Genomic DNA, 17,639 nt, shown 5'->3' on the forward strand with positions numbered 1-17,639 from the left:
GCTCGCAGCGCGGGACGGGTCCGACGTCACGAGCACGACGGCCCCACGTAGACGCCGTCGGCGCCGAGGCGGGCCTGCGGGTCGAGCAGCACCGACGCCTCGCGACCACGCACGCCGTCCGTGCCGAGCCGACGTCCCGGTGGACGCTCGTACGCCGCCGCCGAGCCGACCATCACCTGGGCCAGGCGCATCCGGCCCGCCACGGCACGCTCCCGTGCCCGCGCGCGGTACGCCTCGCGGTCACCCTCGGGCAGCGCCTGCACGAACGCCTCCGGGTGGGCCAGCGCGATCAGGCCGGCCACGTGCCCGAAGCCGAGGCTCGTCACCAGACCCGCCTTGAGCGTCGCTCCGGCGAGCGGCTCGCGCAGCCACACCAGGTGCTCGTGCTCGGCCAGGACGTCGTCGACGCAGTCGAGGCTGCGGTTCGGCGGCAGGACGCCGCTCGTGAGCACCTGCGTGAGACCGATCAGCTGGAACGCCGCCGCGCCGCCCTTCGCGTGCCCGGTCAGCGTCTTCTGCGACACGACGAACAGCGGGTTGCCGGCGCTGCGCCCGATCGCCGCCGCGAGGCGCTCGTGCAGCTCGGACTCGTTCGGGTCATTCGCGGCCGTCGACGTGTCGTGCTTGCTGACGACGCCCACGTCGTCGGCGTCGAGTCCGAGCGCCGCGAGCGAGCGGGCCAGCTGCGACTCGCGTCCGCCGATGCCCGCCGCCAGCGCGCCGATGCCGGGCGCCGGGATCGACGTGTGCACACCGTCCGCGAACGACCCGGCGTAGGCCACGACAGCATGCACCGGCAGCCCCATCCGGGCCGCCACGTCACCTCGGGCGAGCAGGAGCGTGCCGCCGCCCTGCGACTCCACGAACCCACCACGCCGACGGTCGTTGGCCCGGCTGACCCGCCGCGGGTCGATCCCCTGCGCGAGCATCGCGCCGGAGTCGGCCGTCGCGGACATGTCGGCGAAGCCGATGATGCCCTCGGTGCTGAGGTCGTCGAACCCGCCGGCCACCACGAACTCGGCCTTCCCGACACGGATCTTGTCGACCCCCTCCTCGACGGAGACGGCCGTGGTCGCGCACGCGGCGACCGGGTGGATCATCGCGCCGTAGCTGCCCACGTACGACTGCACCACGTGCGCGGCGATGACGTTGGGCAGCGCCTCCTGGAGGATGTCGTTCGGGTTGCTCTCCCCCAGCAGCGTGTTGATGTACAGCGCGTGCATGGAGGCCATGCCGCCCATGCCGGTGCCCTGCGTGTTCGCGACGAACGCCGGGTGCACCCAGCGCATCAGCTCCGCCGGCGTGAACCCGCTCGACAGGAACGCGTCGACGGTGCACACGAGGTTCCAGATCGCCACGCGGTCGATGCTCTCGAGCATCTCGGCCGGCACGCCCCAGACGGCCGGGTCGAACCCGGTCGGGATCTGCCCGCCGATGGTGCGCGTGAGCTCCATCCGGCGCGGCACGCGGATCTCGGTGCCGGCCTTGCGGGTCACCGTCCACTCGCCGTCCTGCGACGCGGTGATCGTCGTGCGCTCGGGATCGGCGGCGTGCATCGCGCGCGCCTCGGCCTCGCTGCCGACGGCGAACGTCAGGTCCTGCTCGAGGAACACCGACGTCAGCAGCGGCGCGCTGTTGTCGACCATCGAGCCGTCGTCGCCGTACGTGCGGATGCCGCAGCGCTCGACGACGGTGTCGTGGTAGCGCTCGTGCACGTCGGCCTCGTCGACCGCCTCGTTCGTCTCGACGTCGTACCAGCCCTGGTTCGCCTCGTCCCACGCCAGCAGGCCGGTGTTCCACGCCAGCTCGAGCACGCCGGCCGCGGACAGCTCGTCGTGCACCTCCATCTCGAAGCGGGTGCGCGCCGAGCCGTACGGGCCGAGCTCGCCGGTGCCGACGACGACCACGAGGTCCTCGGGACGCGCCGACACGTCGCCCCACGCGGGGGCAGCGATGTCGGGCAGCTGCGCGGGCGACGGCGCGAGGGCCGCGACCGTCGCGGTCGTGTCCTCGACGTCGGCAGCCGGCCGCTCCAGGTTCTCGGCGAGCGCGCGCAGGTCGAGGTCGGCCTCGCCGAGGCCGCCGGTCAGGTCGAGCTCGACCGGGGCGGCGGCGGCCTGCTCGCGCACGGCCGGGGTGCAGCCCTGCTCGAGCAGCGCGGACGCCATCTCCTCGGGGCTCCAGGTCCGGACTCCCGCAGCCTCGACGGCCTGCACGAGCGGGTCGTTGCCGCCCATGAGCCCCGTGCCGCGGACCCAGCCGATGACGGCGTGGGTGAGCGTCACGCGCTCGGACCAGTTCTTCTCGGCACCCCACTTCGTGACGACGGCGTCGAGCGCGGCCTTGGCCTCGCCGTACGCGCCGTCGCCGCCGAGCATGCCGCGGTTGGGCGAGCCCGGGAGCAGCACGTGCAGGCGCGAGGCGAGGTCGTGGTCGCGTCCGGTCGTGGCGAGGGCACCGACGAGGCGCTCCACCGACCACAGCAGGATGCGGGCCTCGACCTCGGTGCGACTGCCCGCGTCGGACAGGTCGCCCATGACGCGTCCGGCTGCGAACGGCACGAGCATCGTCGGCACGAGCGCCGGCTTGGCGACGTGCTTGGTGCTGCCGACCGTGCGGGACTGCTCGGCGACCACCCACGACGCGAGCGCATCGACGTCGGCGAACGACGCCATGTTGGCGGGGACCACCCAGAGGCGGGCGCCGGCGCGGGCGTGCGAGCGGTAGAGCTCGCGGAAGAAGCCGACCTTGCGGCTGTCGAGGCCCGACGTGGTGGCGACGACCGTCGCGCCACCGGCGAGCAGCTCACCCACCACCGACGCGGCGATGGAGCCGCGGCTGGCGCCGGTGACGAGCGCGACCTCGTCGGCCCAGGTGCCCGGGGTCGTGTCGAGCGCGAGCTCGGCCACCTGCCCCAGACGGGCCTCCAGGCCTGCGTCGTCGGTGCGTCCGGCCCACCAGCGGGCCTGGGTCGCGACGACCTCTCCCGCACCCGCGAACCGGCTGGGCTCGACGTCGACCTGGCCGAGCGCGAGTCGCGCGAGGTCCTCACGGGCGCTCGCCCACCGGTCGTCGAGCAGCACCGCCCGACGCTCGTCGAACGCAGGCGCGACGGCGTCGACCCAGTCGGAGCCGAGCTCGGCCTCCACCCGGGCGAGCACACGGCGGACGTCCTCGTCGTCCTCCGTCATGGGCACCTCGTCCGACAGCCCGAGGCGGGCCAGGAGGTGACGAGCCGTGCTCGCCAGCACGCCGTCGGGCCCGGTGATGTCGCCGGTGATCTCCGCCAGCGCGGCCGCGTCGACGGTGGCGTCGGAGCCGCCGGCGGCCGGCAGCGCGACGGTCACGCCGTGGCGCGCGGCCACGGCCTGCACCGCCGCGTCGACGGCCGCGTCGACCTCGGCGCCGTTGGTCGGCGTGGTGACGGTGGCGAGGTCGCCACCGCGCACGCTCGCACCCTCGCGGGTGGAGAGCGCCAGCTCGGCCAGCACGTGGCTGGCCCAGCCGGGGCCGAGCTGCCAGACGTCGCTCACGCGGTCGGCCACGGACGACTGCTTGCGCCCCGTCGGGCCGAGCACCTTCTTGAGGTGGTCGGCGAACGTCGCCGAGAGCACGGGACCGAACGGCTTGTAGCCGCGGGCCAGGCCCTTGACCTGCGCCGACAGCGTGGGCACGTCGGCGTCGGCCGCACCGTCGATCGCGCCCAGCGACAGCTCCCCGCCGAGGTCGACCAGCAGCTGGTTGCGGCGTGACGACGCACCGTCGCACAGCGACTCGATGGAGTCGGCCGCACCGATCTGCTCGGGGCGCAGCTTCGTCCACCACGCGATGAGCGTGCGGGTGCCGTCGGCGGCGTCGAACGTCAGGTCCGCGGGCCTCGGACCTCCGGAGGAGGCGGGTGCGGCCGTCGGGGTGGTCGTCGCAGGAGTGGGCGCGGCCTCGGCGGCCGGGCGCTCCTCGACGACGTCGTCCTCGACCGGGGTCGGGTCCTCGTCGGTGGCGAAGACGGCAGCCGCGTCGCGCTCGATGTTCGCGACGTCGACGCCGCGGGCGCCGAGCGTCGACTGCACGGCCGGGAGCTTGAGCGTCGAGGAGGCGAGGTTGGCGACCGTCGGCGACTGTCCCACCCCGATCTCCACGAACCGCTCGACCCCGAGGCCACCGTTCTCGACGCTCGCGAACATCAGGTCCTGCGTCTCGATCCAGCGCACCGGGCTGGCGAACTGCCAGGCCAGCAGCTCGATCAGCAGCGTCCGGCACAGCGCCTGCGGCCGCGCGGCCCAGGCGGCGAAGTCGGAGAGCACCTCGTCGAGCGGAGAGGCGCCGACCAGGTCGGCGACCTCCCGGATGAAGTCCTCCGCGAGCGAGAACGGCCGCGGCACCAGGTTCGGCACGTAGCGGCCCTCGAGGATCGACGGGTCGATCTCGGCGGGCAGCAGCTCCTCGAGTCGCGCGCGGAAGTCGGGCACGCCGCCGTGCAGCACCCGCGAGTGGAACGGCACGTCGATGCCCGGCACCAGGATGAACGCCGCCTTGCCGCCGAAGCGTGCGCGACGCTCGGCGATGTCCGCCTCGAGGACCTCCAGGCCCTTCACCGTGCCGGCGATCGCGTACTGCGAGCCGCGCAGGTTGTAGTTGACGATCTGCAGGAACTCGCCGCTGCGCTCGGCCACGCCGTCGACGTAGGCCGTGACCTCGTCGTCGGCCAGGCCGATCTGGGACGGCCGGATGGCGGCGAGGCGGTAGTCGCTGCGGCCCTGCTCGTCGCGCGGGACGAGCGTGTGCATGACGGAGCCACGCTGGAACACGACCTCGACGACGGCCTCGAGCGGGATGACGCCCGAGACGGCCGCGAGCGCGTTGTACTCGCCGACCGAGTGGCCGGCGAGCACGGAGCCCTCGACGAACGCGCCCGACTCGCGCAGCTCGGCCATCTGCGCGGCGCCGAGCACCGCCATGGCCACCTGCGTGAACTGGGTCAGGAACAGCACGCCGTCGGGGTGCTTGTGGGTGGTGCCGTGCGCGACGAGGACCGTCGGGTTGTCGCGCACGACGGTGAGGATCGAGAACCCGAGCGCGCTGCGGGTGTGCGCGTCGGCGCGGTCCCAGACGGCACGCGCGGCCTTCGAGCGCTGGTAGCCGGCCATGCCCATGCCCGCGTGCTGGATGCCCTGGCCCGGGAAGGCGTAGGCGGTCCGCGGTGCGCGCAGCCGCGCGGTGGCGGCCATGACGAGCTCCCCGCCTGCCCGGCAGGTGACCTCGACGACCTCGTCGCCCTCGACGAGCGCCGTGCGCTCGGCCTTCACGGAGACCTCGGCTCCGGGTGCGAGCGGGCTGAGCCAGCGCGTGGTCCAGCCGAGCAGCGTGCGACCGGTGCCCTCGACGACGACGCGCTGCGCGGCGGCCGAGAGCCACATGCCGTGCGCGATCGGCTCGCCGAGGCCCGCGAGGCGGGCGGCGGCCGTGCTGGTGTGGATCGGGTTGTGGTCGCCGGAGACCGCGGCGAACGCACGGAGGTCGGCGGGAGCGGTCACGGAGCCCTCGGCCCGCGTGCGACGCGGGGTCGGGTGCACCTCCGCGTCGTCCAGACGCCCGCCGGCGCGCAGGGGCTCACCCGCGTCGGTCGTGCCGGGACGACCGCGCACGCAGAAGCGCTCGACCAGGCTCGCGACGGAGACGTCGCCCTGCCGGACGTCGACGTCGACCGTGACGACGCGACCGAGGTCGGTGGCCTCCACCGAGCGCAGCGAGGCGCGGACGGCGAGGTCGGCACCGTCGGTCGGCGCGGTCGCGACGTCGACCGCGTGGTCGAGGTGGACGAGGTCGAGCATGCCCTCCACGACCGGCTCCCCCGACGCTGCGCGTGCTGCACCGATGACGGCGAAGACCGCCGGCCAGGCGAGCCCGACGAGCGCGTCGGGGACGAAGTCGGTGGTGGTGCCGGCGGTGACGCCGGCGTGGTCGGCCACGACGTCGTCGCTCCAGGACGCGACGAGCTCGGCGGCGTCGTCCGACACGGTGGGCAGCGAGCCGCCCGCCGCGGCGCTCAGGAGGTCGAGCATCGCCGCGGCAGCCGTCGAGACCGGCACGACGGGTGCGGCGCCGGTCGCGACCGCGTCCGTCACGTCGAAGGCCAGGGTCAGCACGCGTCCCGCACGGTCGAGCGGGACCGTCAGCTCGGCCGAGCCGCCCGCCCCGGTCAGCACGGCGCCGGTCTCGGGGTGCTCGGCGCGCTCGGGCGCCACGATGACCCAGCCGCTCGACGTCGAGGCGGGCGCGCCGAGCCGGTGGACGGGGTTGCGGACCGTGCGGCCCGACCAGACGGCGTCCGGCGCCGCCAGCACGAGCGAGACGGCACCCTCGGCGCCCTCCGCCCGACGCAGGCCGACGACCTCGCGCGGTGCGGCACCGGCGGCGAGCACGGCGTCGACCGTCGCGTCCTCGAAGCGGCGCAGCAGGTCGCCCACGGGCTCGTCGACGCGCGTGATGCCGGCGACCGAGACGGTGCCGGGGATGACGCACACCTGGTCGGCGCCGAAGCGCGGGTCGTGGGCCTGCCACAGCGAGTCCGAGCGCCACCAGCGACGCACGTCGGCGTCGACCACGGGCACGAACGGCACGGGCTTGCCGGGTCGGCGGCAGACCTGCACGAAGAACGGGACGTCGGCCGGGTGCAGCACGACGTCGTCGGCGGCCGGGTAGGTCTCCCGCAGCGTCGCGAGGGCGACGGCCGCGTCCTCGACGTCGGCCGGGGCGGCGAAGAGCGTGGCGACGTCGCCGTGGTCCTCGGGCGCCAGACGCGCCTCGGCGCGCTGCAGCATGGCGTGGAAACGGTCGCGCAGGGTCACGTCGAGCCAGCCCCTCCGCCGCCCACGGCCCGGCACCCCCGCCGGGGCCGAGCCACCGTCCTCGTCGATCCCCGTGGGGGCGACCCGGTCGGTCGTGAGCTTCGCGAAGCGGTCGAGCCACGTGCCGTACGTCATCGTGGCGACGTCGCCGAAGTACGGCTTGGCGGTGCGGTCGAGCGCCTCGACGATCTCGTCACGGCGGGCCGCGACGGCCTCGGCGTCACCGGCCACCTCGTCGAGCAGGCGGCCGGTGCGCGAGGCGGTGTTGTCGATCTCGTGGATGTCGGCGCCGAGCTGGCTGCGGCCCGAGGCCATGCCGCCGGACGCGTGGCCCGCTCCGACCCAGTCGGGGGTGCCGGGGGTGTCGACGAGCAGCTGCTTGACCTCGGGTGCCGTGGTGGCCTCGAGCGTCGCCATGGCTGCCGTGCCGACGAGCACGCCGTCGAGCGGCATCACCGGGTGGCCGTGGGCACGGGCCCACTCGCCGGTCAGGTAGGCGGCGGCGACCTCGGGGGTCCCGATGCCTCCGCCGACGCACACCACCACGTTGTCGTGCGCGCGCAGCTGGGCGTAGGTGGCGACGAGCAGGTCGTCCAGGTCCTCCCACGAGTGGTGCCCGCCGGCCTTGCCGCCCTCGATCTGGATCATCACGGGACGTGGCGCGACCTGCTCCGCGATGGCCAGCACCTGACGGATCTGCGCGACGGTGCCCGGCTTGAACGCGACGTGCTGGACCCCCACCTCCGAGAGCTCCTCGACGAGCGCGACGGCCTCGTCGAGCTCGGGGACGCCCGCGGTGACGACCACGCCGTCGACCGGCGCCCCGGCCGCGCGGGCCTTCTGCACCAGCCGCTGACCGCCGAGCTGCAGCTTCCAGAGGTACGGGTCGAGGAAGAGGGAGTTGAACTGGAACGTGCGGCCCTCGTCGAGCAGCTCGCGCAGCTCGGCCATGCGGTCGGCGAAGATCGGCTCGCTGACCTGCCCGCCACCGGCCAGCTCGGCCCAGAAGCCGGCGTTCGCGGCAGCGGCGACGATCTTCGCGTCGACGGTCGTGGGCGTCATGCCCGCGAGCAGGACGGGCGAGAGACCCGTGAGACGCGTGAACGCCGTCTCGACGCGCAGCGAGCCGTCGGGCAGCTGGGCGGCCGTGGGGGCGTAGGAGCTCCAGGGACGGCTGCGGCGCGGCGCGGCGCCCGGGACGGTGAGCTCTCGGTGGCCGCGGCGGGTCGCGACGGACACGACACCGGCGCCCCGGACCTTGGCCTCGGCGGCGCTGAGTCGCGCCGCGAGGTCGCCGGGGCCGACGTCGAGCAGCCACTCGGCGCCGGCGTCGAGGACGCGCTCGACCTCCGCCACCCAGTCGACCGGGTCGACGATCGCGCGGCGCGTGAGCCGACGAGCCTGCTCGACGTCGAGGCCGCAGACGTCGGCCCACGTCGCGGCGAGGTCGGCGGCGGCGTCGAGGTCGGGGTGGTGGAAGGCGAGCTGGGCGGCGACCGGCTCGACGACGGGTGCGAAGGCGGCACCCCCGGTGACCTTGCGCGACCGCTCGTCCTTCTCCGCGGCCGCGGCCTGCTCGAGCAGGTCGACGGCGCGCCGCAGGCCCTCCTGCGGCCCGGACAGCACGACGGCGCGGCGACCGTTGCGCAGCCGGGTGACGACGCCGGCCGAGGCGGGCAGCGGGGCCAGCGCCGCGGCGACCCGTTCGGGGCTCTCCCCCGACACGCTGAGCATCGTGGCGCCGAGCAGGCCACGGCGACGGCCGACGACCTGCGCGGCGGCACCCGCCAGGCGCGCGTGGGCGTAGAGGTCGGCCGGGTCCGCCCCTGCCAGCGCCTCGACCACGTACGCGCCCTGGGAGTGCCCGGCGCAGGCGACCGGCGGCGTCGCGACGACGTCCAGCCCCTGGCGCTGCTGGGCGGCGAGACCGGCCAGCTGCGTCAGCAGGATGCCGGGGACCGAGACCGCAGGGGCCTGGAGCGTCGCTGCGTCGGGCACCTCGGGGGCGTCGTCGTCCTCGGCCGACTCGCCGACGGCGAGGGCGTCGAGCCACGCGAGAGGTGCGACGTCGACCCCGGTGCGCAGCAGCTCGGTGGCGACGGGTGCGAGACGCTGCTCGGCCCGCGCGACGACACCGGCGACGTCGGACTCGAGGGCGAAGTCGCGCACGAGCGCGGCGAGCGGCTGGAGCCACGGCTCCCCCTGCCCGCCGGCGACCACGGCGTAGCGCTGCCCTCCTCGGAGCCGGTCGACCAGCGCCTCGCGGCGGCCTCCCGTGGCGGTGGTGGTGCTCGTCGGGCTCGTGGGGGTGGTGGTCACGTCGTGATACCTCGCTGCGACAGGTGGGCGGAAGCACCATCGTCGCAAAACGTGAGAGGATCCTCAAGTTTATTCCGAGGGTTTCCTCATGTTCTTCGTGTCACACGACGCCGCGCACGCCACCCGCCCGCTTCTCCTCCCCCATCGGTGCCTGGGCAACCGCAGACGCGCTCCTGTCGTTGCCCCGACACCGACAGGCCGACCTCCTGCGCATCGGTGCCTCAGCAACGTCAGGGCCACTCCTGCGGTTGCAGATCCACCGATGAACGGGGGAGGTCACGCGGCGCGGCCGCAGGCACCCGGCACAGACGGACGACCCCGTGGCCACCAGGTGGCCACGGGGTCGTCCAGGACTGCAGCGAGGTCAGACGCCACCGGTCAGCAGCAGGCCGCCGTCGGCGGTGATGGTCTGGCCGGTCAGCCACCCTGCGTCGTCGGACAGCAGGAAGCCGACGACGCCCGCGATGTCCTCGGGCAGGCCGAGCCGCTTGAGCGGGTACGGTGCCGACACCTCGTCCTCGCGACCCTCGTAGAGCGCCTTCGCGAACCTCGTCTTCACGACGGCCGGGGCCACGCCGTTCACGCGGATGTCGGGGCCGAGCTCGACGGCGAGCTCCTCGGTCACGTGGATGAGCGCGGACTTCGACGCGCCGTACATGCCGATGTTCGGGGCCGGCTTGAGCCCGGCCACCGACGACACGTTGACGATGGCGCCGCCGTGCTCGCCCATCCACTGCCGGTAGGCCTGCTGCGCCCACGCGACGGCCGACAGCACGTTGACCGCGAAGATCTTCGCCGCGGCCTCGAGGTCGATGTCGATCATGCGGCCGTACACCGGGTTGATGCCGGTGTTGTTCACCAGGAAGTCGAGCCGACCGAACCGCTCGATCGCGGTGCGGACCGCCTCCTCCTGGTGCGCGGCGTCGTCGCCCGAGCCCGCGACGTACGCGGCGCGGTCGGCGCCCAGGGTCGCGACGGCCTCCTCGAGCGCGCCGGTCTTGCGGGCCGTGACCAGCACCTTCGCGCCGTCGTCGACCAGCCGCTGCGCGATGCCGAGGCCGATGCCCCGGCTGGCGCCGGTGACGACCGCGACCTTGCCGTCGAAGCGACCCATCAGGACAGCCGCTCGATGACCATCGCCATGCCCATGCCGCCGCCGACGCACATCGACTCGACGCCGAACTGCTTGTCGTGCCACTGCAGGGAGTTGATGAGCGTGCTGGTGATGCGGGCACCGGTCATGCCGAACGGGTGGCCGACGGCGATCGCGCCGCCGTTGACGTTGAGCTTGTCCAGCGGGATGCCGAGCACCTTCGCCGAGCCCCACGACTGGACCGCGAACGCCTCGTTGATCTCGTAGAGGTCGATGTCGTCGATGCCCATGCCGGCGTTGCGCAGCGCGGCCGGGATGGCCTCGACGGGGCCGAGACCCATGATCTCCGGCGAGAGGCCGGTCACGGCGGTCGAGACGATGCGCGCCAGCGGCGTCAGGCCGAGCGCCTTGGCCTTCTCGTCGCTCATGATCACGACGGCCGCGGCGCCGTCGTTGAGCGGACACGCGTTGCCGGCCGTGACGGTGCCGTCGGGACGGAACACCGGCTTGAGCTGGCTGACGGCCTCGAGCGTCACACCCGCGCGCGGGCCGTCGTCCTTCGAGACGACGGTGCCGTCGGGCAGCGTGACGGGCGTGATGTCCTTCGCCCAGAAGCCGGACTCGATGGCCGCCTCGGCGAGGTTCTGGCTGCGGACGCCGAACTCGTCCTGCTCCTCGCGGCTCATGCCGAGGTGCTGGGCGACGTTCTCCGCCGTCTGGCCCATCGCGATGTAGAGGTCGGGCAGCTCACCGGCCTCGCGCGGGTCCGTCCACGTGTCGGCGCCACCTTCGGCCCGCTTCGCGGTGCGGGCGATGGCGTCGGCGAACAGCGGGTTCTCCGAGCCGGGCAGGTCGGAGAACCCGTTCTGGAAGCGGCTGACCGTCTCGACGCCGGCCGAGATGTAGGCGTCGCCCTCACCGGCCTTGATGGCGTGGAAGGCCATGCGGGTGGTCTGCAGCGACGACGAGCAGTACCGGTTCACGGTGACGCCGGGCAGGTGGTCCATGCCGGAGAGCACCGCCACGGCGCGCGCCAGGTTGTGGCCCGCCTCGCCGGCCGGCTGGCCGACACCGAGGTGCAGGTCGGTGATGTCCTTCGGGTCGAGCCCGGGGACCTTGGCGAGGGCGGCCTGCACCATCTGCACGGTGAGGTCGTCGGGACGCATGTCCTTCAGCGAGCCCTTGACCGCGCGCCCGATGGGCGAGCGGGCGGTCGAGACGATGACGGCTTCGGTCATGGTGCTGCCTTCCGGTGGTGGGGGGATCCTGCGGGGCGGCCCGGCAGGGGTGCCGGGCCCTGGGCGGCGAAGGGAACAGCGCTCAGAGGCCGAGGTCGCGGCCGATGAGCTCCTTCATGATCTCGTTGGAGCCGGCCCAGATGCGGGTCACGCGGGCGTCGCGCCAGGCACGGGCCACGCGGTACTCGTTCATGAACCCGTAGCCGCCGTGGATCTGGACGCAGTGGTCGAGCACCTGGTTCTGGACGTCGGACGTGTACCACTTGGCCTTGGCGGCGTCGACGGCGCTGAACTTCTTCTCGGCGTGGGCGGCGACGGCGTTGTCGAGGTAGGCCTCGGCGACCTCGATCTTGGTAACGAGCTCGGCGATGAGGAACTTGTTCCACTGGAAGTTGCCGATGGCCTGGCCGAACGCCTTGCGGTCCTTGGCGTACTGGATCGTCTCGACGAGGATCTGCTTGGCGTGGGCGATGTTGGAGATCGCGCAGCTGAGCCGCTCCTGCGGGAGCTTCTGCATCATGTGGATGAAGCCGCGGTCGAGCTCGCCGATGATCCGGTCGTCGCCGACACGGACGTTCTCGAAGAACAGCTCGGCGGTGTCGGACTCGGTCTGGCCGACCTTGTCGAGCTTGCGGCCGCGGCTGAAGCCCTCGTCGCCGGCCTCGATGGCGAAGAGGGTGATGCCCTTGGCGCCCTTCTCCGGGGACGTGCGGACGGCGGTGACCACGAGGTCGGCGCTGTAGCCGTTGGTGATGAAGGTCTTGGAGCCGTTGATGACCCACTCGTCGCCGTCGCGGACAGCGGTGGTCTTCAGCGCGGCGAGGTCGGAGCCGCCGCCGGGCTCGGTCATGCCGATGGCCAGCAGGCACTCGCCCGACGCGATCTTCGGCAGCCAGCGCTCCTTCTGCTCCTGCGTGCCGAGCTCGACGATGTAGGGCGCGGTGATGTCGGAGTGGATGCCGACGCAGGACGCGAGGGCGGCGCTGACCTTGCTGAGCTCCTCGGCCCAGACGGCGTTGAACCGGAAGTCCTCGGCGCCGGCACCGCCGAACTCCTCGGGGATCTCCAGGCCGAGGAGGCCGAGCTCGCCCGCCGCCAGCCAGAAGTCGCGCGGGAGGGCCTTGTCCTCGATGTACTGCTCGATGTGCGGGGCGACCTTCTTGGCCAGGAACGTCGCGCAGGTGTCGCGGAAGTCCTCGTGGTCGGCGGTGTAGACGGTGCGGTCCATCGGGTCCCTCGTGCTCTGGTGTGTCTCGTGCTCGGACGTGAAGTGACGCGCCAGTAGGTAAGCGCTTGCTTAGCGTGCCCGGCATGGGCCATGCTGTCAACCGACGAAAGGGACGATGTCATGACCGCCACAGCGCGCGAGCGGCTCCTGGAGGCTGCCGTCGAGGCGTTCGCCGAGAAGGGCTTCACGGCGACGACGACCCGCGACATCGCGGCGCGTGCGGGCATGAGCCCCGCAGCGGTCTACGTCCACCACGACACCAAGGAGTCGCTGCTCTTCACCGTGAGCATCGACGGACACCGCTCGGCCCTGCAGGTCGTGGAGTCCGCCGACGACCCCGCCACCACTCCCCCCGAGCGCCTGCGCCGCTTCGTGCACGACTTCAGCGCCTGGCACGCGTCGCACAGCCGGGTCGGCCGGATCGTCCAGTACGAGTTCGACGCCCTGACCCCGGAGCACCGCTCCGAGGTCGCCGCGCTGCGTCGCGCGATCGAGCGCGTCATGCAGCGGGTGCTCGAGGCCGGCGTCGCCTCGGGCGACTTCGCCGTCGACGACGTGGTCGGCACCACCCGCGCGATCCTCTCCCTGAGCATCGACCTCGTGCGCTGGTTCTCCCCCACGGGACCGCAGACGCCGGAGGACGTCGCCGAGCTGCACGCCCGGCTCGCGCTGCGGATGGTCCTGGCCCACGACGACTGACGGCGCCCACCCGCGAGGGGTGGACGCCGCCAGGGGTGCTGTCGCAGTCGTGCTGCGCAGCGGTGCGTGCGGGCTCAGGCCTCGAGCACGGCCTCCGCGTTGATCGTGATGGTGATCTTGTCGCCGATCATGACCTTGTCACCCTCGAGCGGGATGTTGAAGTCGATGCCGAACTCCTTGCGGCTGATCTCGCCGGTGGCCTCGACGCCGACGCGCGTGCCGCCCCACGGGTCCTTGCCCTCGCCGAGGAAGTCGACGTCGAGCTGCAGGGGCTTGGTGACGCCCTTGATCGTCAGGTCGCCGTTGACGACGTAGGACTCCTCGGACTTCTGGACGACGCCCGTGCTGACGAAGGTCATCTTCGCGTGGGTCTCGGTGTCGAAGAAGTCGCTCGAGCGCAGGTGGTTGTCGCGGTCGGCGGTGCCGGTGTTGATCGAGGAGAGGTCGACCTCGACCGTGACCTTGGAGTCGGTGATGGGCTCGGCGGTGACGATCGAGCCCTCGAAGGTCTCGAACTTGCCGCGGACCTTGCTCATGATGTGACGCACGGAGAAGCCGATCTCGGTGTGCGTGGGGTCGAGGTTCCAGGTGCCGGTGGTGATGCTCATGGGTGTCTCCTGAAGTCGGGGTGCGGCTCGTGGTTGAGCCGTCAACGAGAGAGACGCTACCATGTAGTTGAAGCCTCAATCAACACCCTCTCCTGGACTGCCTCTCCACGAACCTAGGATGTGCCCCATGACCAGCGCTCCCATCGACGAGAACCCGGACACGACGCCGTGGCTCGACACCGAGCAGCAGCGGTGGTGGCGCTCCTACCTCGGGGGCTCGACGGTGCTCCTCGACCAGCTCGACCGCGACCTGCGCGCCGCGCACGACCTCTCGATGGCCGAGTACGAGATCCTCGTCCGCCTGTCCGAGGCCGAGGACCGCTCGATCCGCATGGCCGAGCTCGCCTCCGCCGTGTCGCACTCGCGCAGCCGCATCACGCACACGATCGCCCGGCTCGAGCGTGACGGCATCGTGCGTCGCGCCGCGAGCTGCACCGACGGGCGCGGCGTCAGCGCCGTGCTGACCGACCACGGGCACGACGTGCTGGCGCAGGCCGCCCACACCCACGTCCGCGGGGTGCACGACTACCTCGTCGCACGCTGCAGCCGCGAGGACCTCGCCGCCGTCGGGAGGGTCCTCGAGGCCGTCCGCACCGGCCTCGAGGGCCGCGACTTCTGACATCGGGGAACGGAGACATCGCACGCGCGCTATGGACAGGCATAGCATGTGTGCGATAGCGTGCCGGTCGTGAAGGACATCCAGGACGAGGCGCTCTACGCCAACGTGGTGGCCCAGGTGGTCGCCCGGCGCACCGAGCTCAAGCTGTCCCAGCGCGAGCTGGCCGACCTGCTCGGCACGACCCAGTCGGCGATCGCCCGCTTCGAGTCCGCCCGACGGCCACCGAAGCTCGACACGCTCGCGGCGATCGCCGAGGCGCTCGACTGCACGCTCGAGGTGTCCTTCCGACCCCGTACCCGCCCCACGAGGAGGACACCATGAGCACACGCGTCGATCCCGAGGACGTCGAGGCGACCCGCAGCGAGAAGGTCCTCGCCGTCGTCCTGGCCGTCTTCCTGCTCATCGGCACCAGCTGGTTCTACGTGAAGGTCGCCGACTGGGTCGGCGAGACGCCGTCGTACGCGTACACGGCAGCCGAGCAGCGCACCCTGGACCGGGCGAGCGAGGCGCAGGACGAGGTCTACGACGCGGAGAGCCGACGCGACGACGCGCGGACCGAGCTGGACCTGGCCCGCGACCGGCTCACGCTCGCCCTCGACCAGGGACGGGCGACCGATCGTCTCGAGGCCGCCCTCGACCGCGCCGAGGCCACCTACCGCAGCGAGCGCGGGAAGCTCCAGGAGGCACGGGCCACCGCCGACGCCGCGCAGGAGAAGGCCGATGCCGCGCAGCGGTCGTTCGACCGGCGAGCCGACGGGAGGGACGACCGGTACTGGCTGGTCGCCGGCCTGAGGCTGCTGCTCGTCGCTGCTCTGGTCGGCGGGTCGCTGCGGTTGCTGACCGTCCAGCGGGCTCGCGGCTCGCGCTACCTGACCCTCGGCTTCTCGGCCGTCGCCGCCGCCACCCTGACCGCGGTCTGGTTCGCAGGCGACTACGTGACGGACTACATCGACGTCGTCGAGCTCGGTCCCATCGTGCTGTCCGTGCTGGGCGCGGCGGCCACCGTCGTCGCGTTCGTCGCCCTCCAGCGCTACCTCGCCCGTCGGGTCCCGCGCCGCCGGGTGCGCAAGGGCGAGTGCCCGTTCTGCGGGTTCCCGGTACGCGAGGAGGGACCGCACTGCGAGGGCTGCGGCCGCGACGTCGTCGCCGAGTGCGGCAGCTGCTCACGCCCACGACGGGTGGGCGCACCGCACTGCGCCACCTGTGGCGCCGACTGACCCGTCTTGGAGCACGATCGCCCCTTCCCGGCTCGGGAAGGGGCGATCGTGCTCCGATGCGTGGGGCGTGCTCAGTCGCGGGTGAGGCGACGGTGCGTGACGCGGTGCGGTCGGGCCGCCTCCTCGCCGAGGCGCTCGATCTTGTTCTCCTCGTAGGAGGCGAAGTTGCCCTCGAACCAGAACCAGCGGCCCGGCTCGTCCTCGGTGCCCTCCCACGCCAGGATGTGCGTGGCGATGCGGTCGAGGAACCAGCGGTCGTGCGACGTGACCACGGCGCAGCCCGGGAAGTCGAGCAGGGCGTCCTCCAGCGACGAGAGGGTCTCGACGTCCAGGTCGTTGGTGGGCTCGTCGAGCAGGAGCAGGTTGCCGCCCTGCTTCAGGGTCAGCGCCAGGTTGAGGCGGTTGCGCTCACCACCGGAGAGCACACCGGCCTTCTTCTGCTGGTCGGCGCCCTTGAAGCCGAACGACGCGACGTACGCGCGGCTGTTCATCTCGAAGTTCGCGACCTTGATGAAGTCGAGCCCGTCCGAGACGACCTCCCACACGTTCTTGTCGGCCGCGATGCTCCCGCGGCTCTGGTCGGCGTAGGAGATCTTGACGGTCTGGCCGACCTCGAGCGTCCCGGAGTCGGGCTGCTCGTGACCGGTGATCATGCGGAACAGCGTGGTCTTGCCGACGCCGTTCGGGCCGACGACGCCGACGATGCCGGCGCGCGGCAGCGTGAAGCTGATGTCGTCCCACAGCGTGCGGCCCTCGAAGCCCTTCGTCAGGCCCTTGGCGTCGAGCACCACGTCGCCCAGGCGCGGACCGGCCGGGATGTTGATCTCGGAGGTGTCGATCTTGCGGGCGCGCTCGGCCTCGGCCGCGAGCTCCTCGTAGCGGGCCAGACGCGCCTTGCTCTTGGCCTGGCGGCCCTTCGCGTTGGAGCGGACCCAGTCGAGCTCCTTCTCCAGCATCCTGGCGCGCTTGGCGTCCTTCGCGCCCTCGATCTTGAGGCGCTCCTTCTTCGTCTCCAGGTAGGTGGAGTAGTTGCCCTCGTAGCCGTGGATGCGACCACGGTCGACCTCGGCGATCCACTCGGCGACGTTGTCGAGGAAGTAGCGGTCGTGGGTGACGGCCAGGACGGCACCCGGGTAGGACTTGAGGTGCCCCTCGAGCCACTGCACCGACTCGGCGTCGAGGTGGTTGGTGGGCTCGTCGAGGAGCAGCAGGTCGGGCTGCTGGAGCAGCAGCTTGCACAGGGCGACGCGACGGCGCTCACCACCGGAGAGGTGGTCGACGAGCTCGTCCGGCGGCGGGCAGCGCAGGGCGTCCATGGCCTGGTCGAGGCGGGAGTCGAGGTCCCACGCGTTGACGCTGTCGAGGAACGTCTGCAGGTCGCCGGTCTCGGCCATGAGGGCGTCGTAGTCGGCGTCGGGCTCGCCCATCTCGGCGTACGCCTCCTCGAGGCGCTTCATCTTGTCCTTGACCTCCGAGACCGCCTCCTCGACGTTCTCCAGGACGGTCTTGCCCTCGGTCAGGGGCGGCTCCTGCTGGAGCATGCCGACGGTGGCCTCGGGGTCACGGACGATGTCGCCGTTGTTCGGCTGGTCGAGGCCGGCCATGAGCTTGAGCAGCGACGACTTGCCCATGCCGTTCGGCCCCACGACGCCGATCTTGGCGCCGTGCAGGAACGAGAGGGTCACGTCGTCGAGGACGACCTTGTCGCCGTGGGCCTTGCGGACGTTGCGCAGGGAGAGAACGTAGTCAGCCATAGGAGGCCCAGCCTAC

10 protein-coding genes are annotated in these 17,639 nt (G+C 72.5%); 4 read left to right on the plus strand and 6 right to left on the minus strand.

The window, feature by feature from the left end; translation table 11 throughout:
* Positions 1-26: 26 nt before the first annotated feature.
* The 4 genes from AC3WRM_RS09775 to AC3WRM_RS09790 all read right to left on the minus strand — a co-directional run bounded on the left by AC3WRM_RS09775 (position 27) and on the right by AC3WRM_RS09790 (position 12,726).
* Positions 27-9,167 (minus strand): fatty acid synthase subunit beta domain-containing protein, encoded by a 9,141-nt coding sequence (locus AC3WRM_RS09775; protein ID WP_492248214.1) that lies wholly within the window; start codon positions 9,165-9,167, stop codon positions 27-29.
* Positions 9,168-9,531: 364 nt separating this feature from the next.
* Positions 9,532-10,281: an SDR family oxidoreductase gene (locus tag AC3WRM_RS09780; protein WP_492248213.1), complete on the minus strand. Its 750-nt coding sequence runs from the start codon at positions 10,279-10,281 to the stop codon at positions 9,532-9,534.
* Positions 10,281-11,498, minus strand: a complete 1,218-nt coding sequence (locus AC3WRM_RS09785) for an acetyl-CoA C-acetyltransferase (protein ID WP_492248212.1) — start codon at positions 11,496-11,498, stop codon at positions 10,281-10,283. Before AC3WRM_RS09785 ends, AC3WRM_RS09780 begins: the two co-directional genes overlap by 1 nt.
* An 82-nt stretch (positions 11,499-11,580) precedes the next feature.
* On the minus strand, positions 11,581-12,726 hold the full coding sequence (locus AC3WRM_RS09790) for an acyl-CoA dehydrogenase family protein (RefSeq protein WP_286689790.1): 1,146 nt from the start codon (positions 12,724-12,726) through the stop codon (positions 11,581-11,583).
* Between the two features lie 120 nt (positions 12,727-12,846).
* Here AC3WRM_RS09790 and AC3WRM_RS09795 point away from each other — a divergent pair, with 120 nt between their 5' ends.
* A complete protein-coding gene (locus AC3WRM_RS09795) occupies positions 12,847-13,425 on the plus strand; it encodes a TetR/AcrR family transcriptional regulator (RefSeq protein WP_492248211.1) in 579 nt (192 codons plus the stop codon).
* 74 nt (positions 13,426-13,499) lie between these two features.
* On the opposite strand, the gene AC3WRM_RS09800 is transcribed toward AC3WRM_RS09795, so the two are convergent.
* Positions 13,500-14,033, minus strand: a complete 534-nt coding sequence (locus AC3WRM_RS09800) for a YceI family protein (RefSeq protein ID WP_492248210.1) — start codon at positions 14,031-14,033, stop codon at positions 13,500-13,502.
* A gap of 127 nt (positions 14,034-14,160) precedes the next feature.
* Between AC3WRM_RS09800 and AC3WRM_RS09805 the strand changes: the two genes are divergently transcribed.
* The 3 genes from AC3WRM_RS09805 to AC3WRM_RS09815 all read left to right on the plus strand — a co-directional run bounded on the left by AC3WRM_RS09805 (position 14,161) and on the right by AC3WRM_RS09815 (position 15,869).
* Entirely contained in the window at positions 14,161-14,652 is a 492-nt protein-coding gene (locus tag AC3WRM_RS09805; protein ID WP_492248209.1) for a MarR family winged helix-turn-helix transcriptional regulator, read from the plus strand.
* A 69-nt stretch (positions 14,653-14,721) separates the two neighbouring features.
* Positions 14,722-14,973 carry a helix-turn-helix domain-containing protein gene (locus tag AC3WRM_RS09810; RefSeq protein WP_492248208.1) on the plus strand — a complete coding sequence of 84 codons (252 nt, stop codon included), beginning with the start codon at positions 14,722-14,724 and terminating at the stop codon, positions 14,971-14,973.
* Positions 14,970-15,869 carry a zinc ribbon domain-containing protein gene (locus AC3WRM_RS09815; RefSeq protein ID WP_492248207.1) on the plus strand — a complete coding sequence of 300 codons (900 nt, stop codon included), beginning with the start codon at positions 14,970-14,972 and terminating at the stop codon, positions 15,867-15,869. Before AC3WRM_RS09810 ends, AC3WRM_RS09815 begins: the two co-directional genes overlap by 4 nt.
* Before the next feature lie 71 nt (positions 15,870-15,940).
* Here the strand turns inward: AC3WRM_RS09815 and ettA are convergent, their stop codons facing one another.
* Positions 15,941-17,623 (minus strand): energy-dependent translational throttle protein EttA, encoded by a 1,683-nt coding sequence (gene ettA, locus AC3WRM_RS09820; RefSeq protein ID WP_492248206.1) that lies wholly within the window; start codon positions 17,621-17,623, stop codon positions 15,941-15,943.
* Between the last annotated feature and the right edge of the window lie 16 nt (positions 17,624-17,639).

Source organism: Aeromicrobium sp. EU05-FHT14F07 (genome assembly GCF_058790455.1).